The sequence below is a fragment of the Aestuariirhabdus haliotis genome (genome assembly GCF_023509475.1).
Lineage (GTDB): Bacteria > Pseudomonadota > Gammaproteobacteria > Pseudomonadales > Aestuariirhabdaceae > Aestuariirhabdus > Aestuariirhabdus haliotis.
Window position 1 is genome coordinate 1 of the sequence record NZ_JAKSDZ010000064.1, and the last position, 14,997, is coordinate 14,997.

16 protein-coding genes are annotated in these 14,997 nt (G+C 52.7%); 7 read left to right on the forward strand and 9 right to left on the reverse strand.

The features are described 5' to 3' along the window. Positions 1-174 precede the first annotated feature (174 nt). The gene (locus tag MIB40_RS18290; protein WP_249696944.1) at positions 175-1,767 is read right to left on the reverse strand and encodes a 2Fe-2S iron-sulfur cluster-binding protein; all 1,593 of its coding nucleotides are present in this window, start codon (positions 1,765-1,767) and stop codon (positions 175-177) included. Positions 1,768-1,882: 115 nt separating this feature from the next. Next, entirely contained in the window at positions 1,883-2,428 is a 546-nt protein-coding gene (locus tag MIB40_RS18295) for a carboxymuconolactone decarboxylase family protein (RefSeq protein ID WP_249696945.1), read from the reverse strand. A 204-nt stretch (positions 2,429-2,632) separates the two neighbouring features. Here MIB40_RS18295 and MIB40_RS18300 point away from each other — a divergent pair, with 204 nt between their 5' ends. The 3 genes from MIB40_RS18300 to MIB40_RS18310 all read left to right on the forward strand — a co-directional run bounded on the left by MIB40_RS18300 (position 2,633) and on the right by MIB40_RS18310 (position 5,048). Continuing rightward, positions 2,633-3,544, forward strand: coding sequence for a LysR family transcriptional regulator (locus MIB40_RS18300; RefSeq protein ID WP_249696946.1), 912 nt, complete (start codon positions 2,633-2,635; stop codon positions 3,542-3,544). A 381-nt stretch (positions 3,545-3,925) separates the two neighbouring features. Continuing rightward, positions 3,926-4,762 carry a hypothetical protein gene (locus MIB40_RS18305; RefSeq protein ID WP_249696947.1) on the forward strand — a complete coding sequence of 279 codons (837 nt, stop codon included), beginning with the start codon at positions 3,926-3,928 and terminating at the stop codon, positions 4,760-4,762. 91 nt (positions 4,763-4,853) lie between these two features. After that, positions 4,854-5,048: a hypothetical protein gene (locus MIB40_RS18310; RefSeq protein ID WP_249696948.1), complete on the forward strand. Its 195-nt coding sequence runs from the start codon at positions 4,854-4,856 to the stop codon at positions 5,046-5,048. A 115-nt stretch (positions 5,049-5,163) separates the two neighbouring features. On the opposite strand, the gene MIB40_RS18315 is transcribed toward MIB40_RS18310, so the two are convergent. Next, positions 5,164-5,634, reverse strand: coding sequence for an FKBP-type peptidyl-prolyl cis-trans isomerase (locus MIB40_RS18315; protein WP_249696949.1), 471 nt, complete (start codon positions 5,632-5,634; stop codon positions 5,164-5,166). A 229-nt stretch (positions 5,635-5,863) separates the two neighbouring features. Between MIB40_RS18315 and MIB40_RS18320 the strand changes: the two genes are divergently transcribed. Together MIB40_RS18320 and MIB40_RS18325 are read left to right on the forward strand one after the other, a co-directional pair. Beyond that, on the forward strand, positions 5,864-7,291 hold the full coding sequence (locus MIB40_RS18320; protein WP_249696950.1) for a lipopolysaccharide kinase InaA family protein: 1,428 nt from the start codon (positions 5,864-5,866) through the stop codon (positions 7,289-7,291). Between the two features lie 139 nt (positions 7,292-7,430). Next, positions 7,431-8,696 (forward strand): GGDEF domain-containing protein, encoded by a 1,266-nt coding sequence (locus tag MIB40_RS18325; RefSeq protein WP_249696951.1) that lies wholly within the window; start codon positions 7,431-7,433, stop codon positions 8,694-8,696. Positions 8,697-8,703: 7 nt separating this feature from the next. Here the strand turns inward: MIB40_RS18325 and MIB40_RS18330 are convergent, their stop codons facing one another. From MIB40_RS18330 to glnK, 4 genes are all read right to left on the reverse strand, one after another. Further along, entirely contained in the window at positions 8,704-9,129 is a 426-nt protein-coding gene (locus MIB40_RS18330) for an MAPEG family protein (RefSeq protein WP_249696952.1), read from the reverse strand. Between the two features lie 56 nt (positions 9,130-9,185). Then, a complete protein-coding gene (locus MIB40_RS18335; RefSeq protein WP_249696953.1) occupies positions 9,186-9,440 on the reverse strand; it encodes a hypothetical protein in 255 nt (84 codons plus the stop codon). Positions 9,441-10,007: 567 nt separating this feature from the next. Further along, positions 10,008-11,240, reverse strand: a complete 1,233-nt coding sequence (locus MIB40_RS18340) for an ammonium transporter (RefSeq protein WP_264758627.1) — start codon at positions 11,238-11,240, stop codon at positions 10,008-10,010. Between the two features lie 77 nt (positions 11,241-11,317). After that, a complete protein-coding gene (gene glnK, locus MIB40_RS18345) occupies positions 11,318-11,656 on the reverse strand; it encodes a P-II family nitrogen regulator (RefSeq protein ID WP_249696955.1) in 339 nt (112 codons plus the stop codon). A gap of 513 nt (positions 11,657-12,169) precedes the next feature. Between glnK and MIB40_RS18350 the strand changes: the two genes are divergently transcribed. Both MIB40_RS18350 and MIB40_RS18355 read left to right on the forward strand, forming a co-directional pair. Next, positions 12,170-12,439, forward strand: coding sequence for an accessory factor UbiK family protein (locus MIB40_RS18350; protein WP_249696956.1), 270 nt, complete (start codon positions 12,170-12,172; stop codon positions 12,437-12,439). A gap of 220 nt (positions 12,440-12,659) precedes the next feature. Further along, the gene (locus tag MIB40_RS18355; RefSeq protein WP_249696957.1) at positions 12,660-13,874 is read left to right on the forward strand and encodes a CaiB/BaiF CoA transferase family protein; all 1,215 of its coding nucleotides are present in this window, start codon (positions 12,660-12,662) and stop codon (positions 13,872-13,874) included. 32 nt (positions 13,875-13,906) lie between these two features. Here MIB40_RS18355 and MIB40_RS18360 read toward each other — a convergent pair whose 3' ends face one another. Together MIB40_RS18360 and MIB40_RS18365 are read right to left on the reverse strand one after the other, a co-directional pair. Then, positions 13,907-14,644 carry a DUF4336 domain-containing protein gene (locus MIB40_RS18360; protein WP_249696958.1) on the reverse strand — a complete coding sequence of 246 codons (738 nt, stop codon included), beginning with the start codon at positions 14,642-14,644 and terminating at the stop codon, positions 13,907-13,909. A gap of 142 nt (positions 14,645-14,786) precedes the next feature. Further along, positions 14,787-14,997: hypothetical protein (locus MIB40_RS18365; protein ID WP_249696959.1), on the reverse strand; the 211-nt coding region annotated here is incomplete at its 5' end.

The following is a 14,997-nucleotide window of genomic DNA, read 5'->3' on the forward strand; positions in this document are numbered from 1 at the left end:
TTTTGAAAGGTCTGGACCTTACTGCAAAGACGTGCCGCGATTCTGGATTCGCCTGAAAGCCAGAGTTCATCTGAATTAATCAGAGGTGCCCTAGGTAATATTTCGCTACAAAGCTCGCGCAATTATCGAGACCCTTTCAGCATTAACTACAGAGCAACAAACAGGCCAGCGTGATTAGAGATCCAGCACCAGATGTTTCGATCGAGCCCGGGATACGCAGCTTAGAATGACTCGATTGCTGGCCCGCTCTTCGGCCGTAAGCCATCCATCGCGATGATCGGGCTCACCCTCCAGAACATTCAGGCGACAACTGCCGCATTGACCGACGCGACAATTCGAAGGGGCAGATATACCGGCCTGTTCCAGCACCTCGAGTAAAGTCTGATCGGCCGGAACCTCAAGACACTGCTGGCTGCGCACCAGACTCACCTCGAAAGCCGAGTTCGTCACATGTCGATCGGGGCTAAAGCGTTCAACTCGCCAACGATCAGCAGGCACTTCCTGCCTGGCAAATTCGGCCCTGAACGCACTTAACAGCGATGACGGACCGCAGAGATAAAACGTTGTATCGGGGGGCGCTTGCGCCACAATCCGGGCTGGGCCGATCCGCTGCTTTCGGTCACTGGCATACAATCTGAGCCGCTTGCCAAACTGATACTGCAAACGATCCCGGTAAGCCATCTCCTGAGCCGAGCGGCCAGCGTAATGCAGTTGAAAGGCTCGACCGGATTGCTCCAGCGCCAACGCCATCGACTTGATTGCCGTAATACCAATACCACCAGCAATCAACACCACCGGTCCCTGCTCCTTACGCAGCGGGAAAAAGTTATCAGGAGGCTCACAACGAATGCGCATGCCTAGCCGATAATGTTTATGCACGAAGGCCGCCCCCCCATCCTCTCTGTCCAGCTGTACGGCAATTTCCCAGGCATCCCGGCGTCGAGGGTTGGAGCTGATGGAGTAGTGCCGCCGATCAACCTGCCCCGAACCTGATTCAACCGGAACCGCCAGGTGCGATCCGGCTTCGATCGCTGGCAGCTCGCCGCCATCCGCCGCTCGTAATTCAAACCCGCGAACTCTCGGTGTGAGTTGTCGCACTCCGCTCACCACCAGTTCCAGCGAACCGCTGCCCAAGGCAGAAACGCTAGCGCCTGACGAGACGAAAGATCCTGCCGAGGATTGCTCTTGTAAGGAACGTAACTGCGCTTGCAGCGGTTCCAGCAAGGCCTCCACTTCCGCTTCGCTATAACGTGGACTGATATGCTGCGGGCAATTCCAATCGAAGGCTTCCACTCGAATAATACAGGCTCGCTCGATACGCGCGCGATAGGTTGCCACCTCGAGCTGTGCCATCAGCTTGGGGGCTTGGGATTCTTCCACCAACTCGACCCGGCCCCAAATTTTCAGGCGACGCCGGTTGGGATAATCCATCAGAATAAGCGATACTTTCTCATTAACTGACAGGTTACCAACGCTCAGGTATTGTCGATTACCACTAAATTCGGCGAAGCCCAGGGTGCACTTATCCAGCACTTTAAGGAAACCCCTGGGACCGCCCCGGTGCTGCACATAAGGCCAGCCATTTTCCGATACCGTAGCCTGGTAAAAGCTGTCGCGTTCGGCAATAAATTCCTGCTCGATAAAACCCAGCTCGGCTTTCTCCGGGTCTCCAACTTCGAAACCAGCGTTGGCTTCGCGACTGCCATTACGGGTCTGCGCCGCTTTAACGCTGGGCGTAAAAGCGATATTGGCAAATGCACGCGGCATAATCTGTCTCCTGATAGAAGCAACCTTTTCGGTGTCACCAACAACATTCGAAAGCCTTCCCGCCAAAGGATTGCGCCCAAAGCCCGAACGCAATCCCGGCAGTCAAGGAAACCGATTAGCCAGCCTGTTTGAGCGCCACCCTGGGAAAGTCAATTTCCAAACGGCTGGCTTTGCCCAAAATATTGGTCAGCAGATTCATGCCCGCGTGAGTGATGATTTCAACAATCTCCGCTTCGTCAAAACCGGCGTTCCGTACCGCAAGGATTTCGGCCGTGGTCACCTCCCCTTTGTGTTCGACCAGTGACCGGGCAAATGCGACAGCGGCTGCAGCCTTGTCGTCCTGACTGGAGCCGGACCGATTGGCTTCGATCTCCTGCGGGCTCAAACCGGCTTTGCGGCCCAGAGCCGTATGGGCTGACAGGCAATACTCACAAGAATTTTGCTGTGCCAGCGCCAGCGCAATACGCTCACGGGTCTGGGGCTCAAGACGGCCTTCACCGGCGATACCGTGCAGCCCCAAAAAGGCTCGCAAGGCAGCCGGAGAGTTGGCAAAGACGCGCAAGAAGTTGGGAACCATGCCCAGCTGGGAGCGAATCGCGCTGAGCAATTCGGCTTGTTCGGTAGTGGCGTTGGTATCCTCGACCAGATTAATACGACTCATGGGAATTCTCCTGTTCAGTTCTGTTGTATGCCCTTATGGCAGTTGCTTTATTCGGCGCTACCTCACCCCGGAACCACGACCAGAATGCTGACTGGGTGCCGTTTGGAGGAACTGCGCTCCGAAGACAATTGCATTGTGCAAAAACCGAATTGATTAAAGAATATCCATTTCTTAGAATTCATTATTCCACTTAAAGGAATAATTATGGATCGATTACAAGCGATGGGCATCTTTGTTGCCGTAGCCGAAACCGAGAGTTTTTCCGCTGCAGCTCGCCGACTGGGAATCTCTCCGCCGGCGGTCACCCGGGCAGTCGCCGGACTGGAAGCGCACTTGGGGACAAAGCTTTTGAATCGAACTACCCGCTTTGTCCGCGTGACCGAAGCGGGCCAACGCTATCTGGAAGCGTGCCGGCGTATTATTGCCGAAGCCGATGAAGCCGACGAGATTGCCACCGGCATCCACGCCGAACCCCGCGGCCATCTGGCAGTAACTGCACCCGTCATGTTTGGTCGCCTGCACGTGATGCCAGGCATTGTGGAATATCTGCGCCGCTACCCCGATATGGAGGTTTCCGCGTTGTTCGTCGATCGTGTGGTGAACCTGCTGGAAGAGGGACAGGATGTGGGCATTCGGATAGGTGAGTTACCGGACTCCAATATGAAAGCGCGTCGGGTTGGCAACATTCGCCGGGTACTCTGCGCCGCGCCGGGCTATCTGTCGCGGCAAGGCATTCCGAAGACACCTTCAGCGCTGCAACACCACTCCCTGGTTGTGGCCAGTGCGGTCAGCCCGACTGTCGAGTGGAGCTTTGCCGATCGCCAGAAAAGCATTTCGGTGCGAACCCGCCCCCGCTTGCAGGTCAGCAGCAATGACGGGGCCATTGCTGCCGCCGTTGCCGGGCTCGGCATCACCCGTTTACTCTCCTACCAGATTGCACCACAGCTCGCCGCCGGCGAGCTTGAGATTATCCTGGCCGATTATGAAACCCGGGGCTTGCCGGTGCACATTGTGCATCGTGAGGGGCGCTACACCTCAGCCAAGGTAAGAGCCTTTGTCGATCTGATGGTAGACCAGCTGCAAACCAACCTGCCGGAAAACACGTCAAGCATCTGACTTTCCTAACGGGTTAGCCTGAGCGCCGACTTATCGGCTTGCACCAACAAATAACCTGACAACAAATTTCTATCATCATTCAGCCAGATTACAGAAATAAAAAAACGACAACAGCAACCGGGAAAACCATCTCTGTAAAACCTATAAAACGTGAAATGGGTATCAGAGAGATGGTTAGCACCGTATTACCAACCTCAAAATAAGATTACGCCTCTCACTATTGTATCTCGACATAGCTCTCATTAGACTCTTGAGACTATGGTACATGGATTACCGTTATTGGCAGGGTTGCTAGAGCACCCTCAGTTTCGTTAAGGAATAAACTATTAGAGCGTTAAAACAACGATACCGCTGCGTATGAAACGATTCCTAGCCTGCATATTGATCGCCAGCGTCTCCTTACCATTACTGGCACAAACGGTGGTCACCCTGCGACCACCGGAGTCTGATAGCGATAAACGCTCTCTTTATTCCAATGCCGTTATTAAACTGGCCCTCGAAACTACGCGACCAAGTCATGGTGACTACCATATTGAAATGAGTCCGAAAATGAATTCCGGACGTTCTATTCTCGCGGCTTCAACAGGAAACCATACGAACTTTATTTTCAAAGCCAGCTACAACAGTCAGTTGGAATCCAACAACTTGATATACATCCCTTTTCCGGTTGACCTCGGAATTGTAGGATACCGCGTGTGTTTTACTGCCAAGCAAAACCTCAACCGCATAGCTTCAATTGAAACTCTGGAGCAACTGAAAGAACTTACCCACGGTCAGGGTACCAAGTGGGGAGATGTAGCAATTCTGCGTAGTCATGGATTTAACGTCACCGAAATTGCGTCTTATGAAAGCCTGTTTAAAATGGTCGCCCTTCAACGTTTCGATCTCTTTTGCCGTGGTGCCAGTGAATTGCTGGCCGAATACGAATCTCATCGCCACTTGGAGAATCTGGCTTACGATCAAACGTTATCGATTGTTTATCCTCTTCCACGTTTCTTCTATACCAATAAACATAACCACAAAGCAGCAAAACGTATTCTCGAGGGCCTGCAGACGGCCTATAAGAATGGAACCTTACCAGCCCTGTGGTCAGAATATTACGGACCCAGCCTGGAGTTTGTTCAGTTGCAGAAACGTCGCCTGTTTCATCTAGAAAATCCAGCGCTGAAAAACCTTGATCTGGATTATTCTCGCTATTTTTATAACCCTCTTCGTTAGTGCTTCCCGGAAGTCCAGTACATATCTTGCAGGGGACAGATTAGCTCCCAACCAGGTCATCGCCACGTAACTGCTGGTTATCAGTTTGGACATGAATGCTCTCATCATCAAACTCTATGATTTGATGGCAAGCTCAAAGCGAAAAAATAGGGCACCTGAAGACGAAGGCGCTCAGCGACTGGATTTGACCTTAATTCACCACTCAGGAAAAACCGGTGTGGAACCGTATCCATTGCAAGTTGCCAGCTACGGAGATAAAGAGGTCTCAAACGCTGAAAACAATTAAGCGGCAGATCAAGATAGGGAGCGGATGGATTACTTTAATATAATAACCTTGAATCAACAGAACAACGCCGATCACATCATCCTGTTGATTCAATACCAGCGTTGAAAGAATTCGCTTAGTGCACGTGACCGTGCGCGATCTCCTCTTCGGTGGCGTCACGGACGCTGACAATCTCCACCTCGAAATGCAGAACTTTACCGGCCAGCGGATGGTTGGCATCGATGGTAACCTCGTCACCTTCAACCGCTTTTACCATGATGCGCTGTACTTCTCCGTTCGGGCCCTGGGCCTGAAACATCATACCCGGCTCAATGCTCTCTACACCTTCAAACAGGCCTTTTTCAACCGTTTGTACCAGCTCGGGGTCCAGTTCACCGTAAGCTTCGGCTGGCTGAACCGTAACGGTCAGAGCGTCCCCCTGAACCTTACCAACCAGCTCCTTTTCCAGACCAGGAATGATATTGCTGGCACCGTGCAAGTAGTTGAGCGGCTCGCCGCCTTCAGAACTGTCAATCACTTCACCAGTATCGTCGGTCAACTTGTAATTCATGCTGACCACCAGGTTATCCCCAATCAATAAAGACATAATGTTTCCTAATAAAATGTTGGCAACTGCGCCCTGAAGGAGAGCCGGGATTTACCCTCACTCGCATCCGTCAACCGACGCGCTGACGGCAAGGTTACAACAACCGTCTGGTTAAGGCGAACTCAGCCAGCCCCCGCGATGCCTCCCCTGACCCTATGCCTGACATCCGGGGTGGCAGGCATGGGGCTGGGCGCATAGAATAGGCCGCCTAGCCCCCTTGAGCTTCGGTATGTCTTCAAACCCTATCCACAGCCTCGACTCCCTGCAACAGGCCGATCATCAACTGAGCCCTCCGTTTCAGGTCGAATTAAGCGACGGCCGCTGGGCTTGCCAAAGCCTGCTACGAATATTGCCCCAGCGTCGTGTGGTGCTTCTGCTCGAGCGTGATGGCCAGCATCAGGTGGTGAAAATCTTCTATCGCGCAAAGGATTACCAGCGGGAAGTCCAGGGGCACCAGCACCTGCAGAGCGCTGGCATTGCCACACCCGAGCGCATTGAGCACTCCAAAGATCACGGGCAACCCGCACAACTTGTACGTTATCAATATCTGCAGGGCGACTCTTTACAGGCTCATTGGCAACAAGCCGGTGAAGCAGAGCAACAACAAGCTCTGGAGCAAGCGGTCACCCTCTGCGCCCGGATGCATCGCGCGGGTCTGCGCCAGCAAGATATCCATCTGGATAATTTTATTCGCGATAACCATCAGATCTTTGTTATCGATTGTGGCAGCATCGATGCCCACAGCGCCCCACTCAACGCCAACCTGGCCCGAGATAACCTGGCAATCCTGATGGCACAACTGCCACCCCGTTATGACCGGCACTTGGACACCGTTTGGCAGTGCTACCAACATCACCTGAAGTCGACACCCTTTACGGCTGAAGCCCTACGCCAGGCGGTCAATAAAAAGCGCCATTATCGTTGGCGTCACTTTGCCCGCAAACTGGCCCGGGATTGCACCGAATTCGTCACCCAGAGAGACCCGCGCAGCTTTCAGGTGATGCGCCGGGAACAGGACGACGATACCCTAAGAGCGATACTGGCCGATCCGGATCACTTTATCGCCGAGGGGCAAAGTCTGAAGCAAGGCAATACCGCCAGCGTCAGCGCCATCGAACTCAACCAGCGAACTCTGGTTCTTAAACGCTATAACCTGAAAAATCGTCGTCATGCCATTGGTCGCAGCTGGCGTCCCAGTCGAGCCTGGAGTGCCTGGGAAAATGCCTACCGGTTGAGATTCAACGGCATACGCACGCCACTGCCCATCGCCGTGAAAGAAGAGCGCCTCGGACCCATACGGCGCCGGGCATTTCTGATCACCGAACAGGTAAATGGATGCAGCCTGGCCGAAGCCTTTGCCGATTCTGAAGCATCACCCTGGAGCCAGGAACAACTGCTTCAACAGGTGATTGAGTTGTTCGAATCCCTTTACCAGGCAGGTCTTAGTCACGGCGACACCAAAGCCAGCAACCTGATGGTGGATGCCAATGGCATTACCCTGATCGATCTGGATTCGATGCTGTTTCACACGAACCAACGCTCTCTGAAAAAGGCCCTGCACGCAGATCTCCGTCGTTTTCTACGTAATTGGCAGGGTGAACTGCGACAAACCTTCGACGAAGCATTGGCACATTTTACAGAACGCCTGAAGGACTGATTTTTCAGCCAACAGTTCTATGGTCGGTTTCTTTGTCCTCCTGATACTGACCAGTGCTCAACAACGTGGCCCTTGTTCCATCCTGTAAAAAATTTGATCTACACTTTGAACACAGGACACGACAGGGCCATCTTTCATAATGGAAACCCCGAACAAGGGTAGCAGCCCATCTCAGGAAAACGACCTGAGTGAAATCAAACTGCTACTGCAAAAAGACCCGGTTCGCTATCGCTTTCCAGACAACCTGGAGAAGTTCTTTCTTGCCGCGGTTCGTAAAGACGCGATCTCTTTCTTTCGTGCCAATGGACACATGGTCCTTGTTATTTTTGTGTTTCTGGTTGCACTTGAAGCGACATTACTAAACTCCACATCCCAGGATATCCATTACTGGGTCATATCAGCCAGCGCTATCGGTATCGCCATCATTACTGCGTTGATATGCGCCCGTATTTCGGCTCTAGATAAGTATTACTTCGGTTATATTTCGCTAGTGGCCTTTGCTGGCCTGATCAACGTGATCAACTTTCCCATGTTCGTCACCGAGCATGAGGTGGTGCTTACCGGCTATTTTTCCATTTTTTATACGGTCATGGCCGTTTACACATTCTCAGGGCTTCACTTCAGTACCGCATTACTCATTAATCTTGCCGCCGCGGCAACTATTCCGGTGGTGCAGTTATTTGCGCCTTACCCTGCCGATTACTTTATGCTCAGTCATAGTTTTATCGGTATTAATGCCATGGGCTTAATACTGAACATGCTGAGTGAGCGCCAGCGGCGTCGAAACTACTTACAACACCAGATCATACGGATTGAGAAAAATCGAGCCGATAGCCTAGCTCGAATGATGGAAGCCCTATCGCGTCAGGACAAGTTGACGGGTATCGCCAACCGAGGTCACTTTGATCGGGTCCTCGAGCAGGAATGGAGTCGCTGTAATCGCAGCAGCTCGGCCCTCTCCTTGTTGTTTATCGATGTTGATCATTTTAAAAAATACAACGATCACTACGGCCATCAGGCCGGTGACGAAACCCTGACAAGTATTGCTCAATTAGTGGATGAACAGGCCAAACGACCCGGTGATCTGGCTGCACGCTATGGCGGTGAAGAGTTCGTAATTATCTTTCCCCAAACCAGCGACGATACCGCCGATTTGCTGGCAGAACGGCTTATTGAGACTGTTTATGATGCCAATCTGTCTCGAGGGGATGTGGGCGGAGTGGATCGTATTACCGTCAGCATCGGTATTGCGACGGTCACGCCAACTCAGAAAATCACCCTGAAAGACCTGATCAAATGTGCCGACCTGGCACTCTATAAGGCCAAGTTCAACGGCCGTAATCGTTGTGAGCGATTATCACTGAAAGAGCAACTGGAGCATGGGTTGTTTAATTCAACGCCATAAGGCAACGCTATAACAGCACTAACAGTGCATTCACGGCCAACCCAAACAACGCTAAAGTCGACAGCACAAACAGCCCAAAGCGCACCTCAATTTTATTGACCAGAGCTTGCACCAGGCTATGAACTACGCGCAGAACAACGTAACTCCAGGCCAACACCAGATTGGCACCCGAACCCTGTTCGATCAATGCCAATACCAGCGCCAACGCATAAAAAATGGTCGGCTGCTCCATAAGGTGAGTGTAGTTATCCGCTTTCCATTGCACCGGTGGCGGTAGCTGCGCCATTTGTGCACCTCGAGGCGCATGGGAATCCGGTGTCATGCCGGCTTTATGCATGGCGGGTAGACGGGTGGCGTACATCCAGACCCACATCACCAGAGTCCAGGCAATCAGGGTAACAACCGGCAGCAGTATCGGCTGAAAGGCTTGCATTTATCTTCCTTCTTATTAACTGGATTGCTATCTAGCTTCCCCCACCAGGAAGTGTGTTAACGAGCAAGTCCTTTTTGAGCTTTGAAGAGCGGGATTAATTTTATAACAGCAATAACATCAATAAGTACACTGATAACGATCAGGAAGTAGCAAAACTCTCTGTTGTTAAGTACCGGATGAAAAGCATCACCCTGTACCGCTACCACACCATACAACCCCAGACCCAGTGCGATTGTCGCCGGCAAGGTCAAAAGCTGAATCATCAGAATCGACTTTTTTATGGAGGTTTTATCTTGAAGGTCGGTTGTCATTGAGCACCCTTAAACAGTTTACTGCCCTTGAAATGCGCTCGTTTTACTGACTGGACACCTGTGTGTCGAGATTAGATTCTGCAATCTGTTAACTGCATCCTCAGACCCGGCGTTTTAATCCATAATTGTGAACAGGGACCACCCGGACTGAACTGTCGTGCAAAAATTGACGACCCGGCTCGATCGAACTTTGCCCCATTAGCCGATGGCTTTGCTCAAAAACGCTAGCAACTCAGTACGGGATGTGACACCAAATTTTTTATAAACCTAAGCCTGCTGTTTAGAACAGTTCATTGCCGATCTTTGGCAGGTGATACCTGATCATTTTATCGGACATACTTCACATCCTTTAACGCTACCACCATCCCTGGCTCTCGCGGCATACCGTACATCCTCCAACATAGGCCGCTACCGCCATCCCTGGCTCTCGCGGCATACCGTACATCCTCCAACATAGGCCGCTACCGCCATCCCTGGCTCTCGCGGCATACCGTACATCCTGTACATAAAAAAGGGCGCCTGGAGGCGCCCATTCGTTTACTGCTTTGTTTTTACTTATTGATACTATTACTTGTTCGTAAACTCGGGGTAGGCTTCCATACCGCACTCGGCAAGGTCAACACCCTCGTACTCTTCCTCTTCGGTAACCCGGATTCCAGTTACAGCCTTGAGGATCGCCCAGACAACCAGGCTGGCTCCGAAGACCCACACGAAGATAGTCAGGGCGCCGATCAGCTGACCGCTGTAGCTGGCACCGGTATTGGTCGCAGGCACAACCAGCAGACCGAATAGACCCACTACACCGTGAACAGAGATCGCACCGACAGGATCATCAATCTTCAACTTGTCCAGAGACAGGATAGAGAAGACCACCAGCACACCACCGATCGCACCGATCAGGGTCGCCTGGAAAGCGCTTGGAGTAGAAGGCTCAGCCGTAATAGCTACCAGACCCGCCAGAGCACCGTTCAGCGCCATGGTCAGATCCGCCTTACCGAACAGCAGACGCGCAGTGATCAGTGCGGCAACCACACCACCAGCCGCCGCGGCGTTGGTGTTCAGGAAGACCATGGCAACCGATGCAGAGCTGGCAACATCGCCCAGCTTCAGGACAGAACCACCGTTGAAGCCGAACCAGCCCATCCACAGGATAAAGGTACCCAGGGTCGCCAGTGGCAGGTTGGCACCGGGAATGGCGTTAACCTGGCCATTAGCACCGTACTTGCCTTTACGAGCGCCCAGCAACAGGACACCAGCCAAAGCAGCGGCAGCACCGGCCATGTGCACGATACCGGAACCGGCGAAGTCAGAGAAACCAAGGTCACCCAGGTTGTACATGCCAAAGACATCGCCACCGCCCCAGGTCCAGTAGCCTTCCATTGGGTAGATGAAACCGGTCATAACCACGGCGAACAGCAGGAAAGACCACAGTTTCATACGCTCGGCAACCGCACCGGACACGATCGACATGGCGGTCGCTACGAACACCACCTGGAAGAAGAAGTCAGACGCGCCAGCGTAAATAGAACCGCCCACGAAGCCGTCTTCACGCTCGGCGAATTCGCCCATCACGCCATCCACATCGACATTTTCGATGCCAGACAGCAGCGGCGCGCCACCGTACATAATGGCGTAACCGCAAACCATGTACATCACGCAAGAGATCGCAAACAGGGCGATGTTCTTGGTCAAAATTTCAGTCGTGTTCTTGGAACGGACCAGACCGGCTTCCAGCATGGCAAAGCCGGCGGCCATCCACATGACCAGTGCGCCGCACACCAGGAAGTAAAAAGTATCCATCGCATACTGGAGATGATAAAGGTTGTTTTCCACAACAGTTCCCCTCTAAAAATTGAGTCGTTAAATTCGGTAGGTGTTTAAACGGCGTCGGTGCCGGTCTCACCGGTACGAATCCGGATCACCTGCTCAACGGAAGTCACAAAGATCTTGCCGTCACCAATTTTGCCGGTATGGGCCGCCTTGGTTACCGCTTCAATCACCTGATCGAGCAACTCGTCGGCGATGGCAATTTCCAGCTTGACCTTGGGCAGAAAATCCACCACATATTCGGCACCGCGATAGAGTTCGGTGTGGCCTTTCTGACGCCCGAAGCCTTTCACTTCAGAGACGGTGATACCCTGAACACCAATCTCGGAGAGGGCTTCACGCACATCATCGAGCTTGAAGGGTTTGACTATTGCTGACACTAACTTCATGTAGAATCTCCTGGTTTGTTTTCGGGCCCGGCCGTTGGCGCTGCGTCCCGCTCTTATTCTCTGGTCTTCCTGACCGGGCTGACCTTAGCCATTTACGCTTGGGTAAAACGCTGATGGCTAAGACCATGCATCCTCGTAGCAACTGTTCCGCAAAGGTACGCCTGAACAATTACGCGATACCTGCTCTTTGCATTGGCTGTGCCAAAACCATTATTTTCTTTATTTTCAATTAGTTAACATTAGTTACACGATTTCTTCGAGCCCCCCCAGGCTTGTCAGGCACCATTATTGGTCGACGCCCCCTAGTGGCGCACCAATAGGGGGCAAACCTTCCCTGTATCGTGCAGCAGGCACCATAAGCGCCCATTTAATGGACAGCCATGGTGCATTCCGCGGTGAAACCCCAGGCTTATCAAGGCCATTTCGGGCCAGCTGGCCGTTGGACCAATCCATTGCCAGCAACGCCTGTGCTAGAATGGCGCCTCTTCCAGAACCAACAGATTTTGCCTAGCTATGATTGATAAACTGTTTATTGCCGGCCTGAGTCGCCAGGCCGCCCAGATTCTCAGCGGGGACAAGTCCCAGTTTCATCAGGACGCCGAACAAAAGCTTCAGCTTTTACTGCAGAACGCCTTCGGCAAACTGAATCTGGTAAGCCGTGACGAATTCGATACTCAGGCCGCCGTTCTGGCGCGAACCCGGGAACGTCTGGAAGCGCTGGAAAAACGCTATCAACAACTCGTTGATGACCTGGAAAAGAAAGACGACCCTAAAGGTGAGTAAGCCCCTGGTTTCGTCCATGTTATGAAACCTGCTCAGCTGCTCCCCATTTACGCCCAGCCAGGCTTGTATTTTCCACCCGGCAAACCATAGAGTAGGACTCTTGCCCTAGCGGTTTGATACCGCCTTCGATGGAGAGTCTAATGCGCTGCGCTTACCCCCGAACTAAATGGCCCCTCAACCCAGCGAAGCGTCATTTGTCGCTGTCCAGCGGGACCTTGTTATGAGCGGCGCACTGGAAGGCATTCGGATACTCGACCTGAGCCGTATCCTTGCCGGCCCCTGGGCGACCCAGATGCTGGCCGATTTCGGCGCTGAGGTGATCAAGGTTGAGCGCCCGGGCAACGGTGACGACACCCGGGGCTGGGGTCCGCCCTATATAAAGAACGCAGCCGGGGAAGATACCGAAGACGCGGCCTATTTCCACGCCGCCAATCGCGGCAAGCGCTCCATCAGCATCGACATTACCCAACCCGAGGGTCAGCAGCTGATCCACAAGCTGGCCAAACAATGCGATGTGCTGGTAGAAAACTACAAGGTCGGCGGGCTGGCAAAGTACGGCCTCGACTACGACGCCCTGCGATCAACTAACCCCTCTCTTATCTACTGTTCCATCACCGGCTTTGGCCAAACCGGCCCTTATAAAAGCCGCGCCGGCTACGACTTTATGATCCAGGCCATGGGGGGCCTGATGAGCATAACCGGAGATCCACAGGGGCAACCCATGAAAGTTGGAGTTGCCCAGGCCGATATCATGACCGGCCTCTATGCTTGTAACGCCATTCAGGCGGCGCTGATTCATCGTATGAAAACGGGGCAGGGACAACAGATTGACCTGGCACTGCTCGATGTTCAGGTCGCCACTCTGGCCAACCAGGGCATGAATTATCTGGCCAGCGGCAAGAGCCCCGAACGGCTGGGCAATGCTCACCCGAATATCGTGCCCTACCAGGCCTTCGCTACCGCCGATGGCCATATCATTCTGGCCGTAGGTAACGATGCCCAGTTTGCCAAATTCTGTACGCTGGCCGGACAACCCGAATTAGCCCGGGATCCCCGCTTTGCCAGTAATCGTTCTCGCGTCGAGAACCGGCATCAATTACTGCCTGACATCGAATACTTGATGCGCCAGCACAACAGTGACTGGTGGCTGGAAAACTTATCCCGGCAAGGCGTACCCTGCGGCCCGATCAATACCTTGGAACAGGTCTTTGCCGACCCCCAGGTTCAACATCGTCAGATGCAGGTTGAACTGCCTCATACCGAGGCCGGTAACAGCCCTTCCATTGCCAATCCGGTGAAGTTTTCTGAAACCCCCATCAATTATCATCAGGCACCGCCCCTGCGCGGGGAGCATAGCCAGGAGATTCTCGAAGAGCTATTGGATATGAACCAACAGGACTGGCGTCACTTATTCGGGAAAAACATTGTGCAATAGCAGAGCCCATCATTCGGAGACTTTGCCGTCTATTATTGCTTCAGTCGGTAGCTTTCAAGCGATTGATGACAATCATGGTTGCTTCCTAATAAGCCATCGCAGAGCTGCACAAAAATCTCTTTTGCCCGGGATTCAATAATGTCCCCGTGGGCTATGATAATGCGCTCAAAATCCCATTGAGCAATGCGATCAATCGCCGCCGAAAACGCAAGTTTATCCTTTAGAATAAACTTGCGCTTCAAGGGGGGGGCAAGACAGATTCCTTTAAAGCCCATAGGCTCCAATACCCATCGAGTGATTAACCCGGCCAGTCCAGGCGGGCGAGCGTCATAATGCTGAATCAAATCCGTAACAATCAGTGAGCCGGTTCTGGGGTGGAAAAACACCGTCTCATCAAAAAATGGTGCGCCCTGTATATGCACTTGCTCAAGGTCCTTCTTCCACGCTAAAACAGGAGAAGCACCCAATAGACGATACTGGTTGGATCTAATCTTGGCGGGTATACCGGGACTCACATACAGTGCGGCTTCTGGATACGCTTGATGCCACTCATCGAGCCACAGGTTATGCCCGTTGTTAGGGCCAACCAGATATTCTACAGCGCCAAGCGACTCGACCTCACTCGCCAGCTCGGGCAACAAGCGAGTAGGAGAATGCACCCACAGTCCGCCGCTGGACAAACGCACAATGGTCATGCGAACGCGCAAAGGCACTCCGAGCAGGCTCATGATATCGTCATGAATCCACAGCCCATCGCTCAGCTGATTCATCCAACCCGCCCCATTCATACTGCCACGACAAGGTGACCGCATTCTTATCATTATTGTTGTCAGTAAGTCTCGTACAGGTTGGGTACGAATGCCACTTCAATGCCGGCTCGAAACAGCAATTACTTCTTTTGGTTGATACCGGCTAGGGCACCTCTGATGAATTCAGATGAACTCTGGCTTTCAGGCGAATCCAGAATCGCGGCACGTCTTTGCAGTAAGGTCCAGACCTTTCAAAAAGGCGTAACAAAGAGTCCGGGGTCGCCTGAAAGCCCCGTAGGGCGGTTCTAAAATGGTTTCTCTCGGTGTTGAAGCCCTTGTTCAGGTCTCGACATGAACGGCGAGCTTCGCCTTGA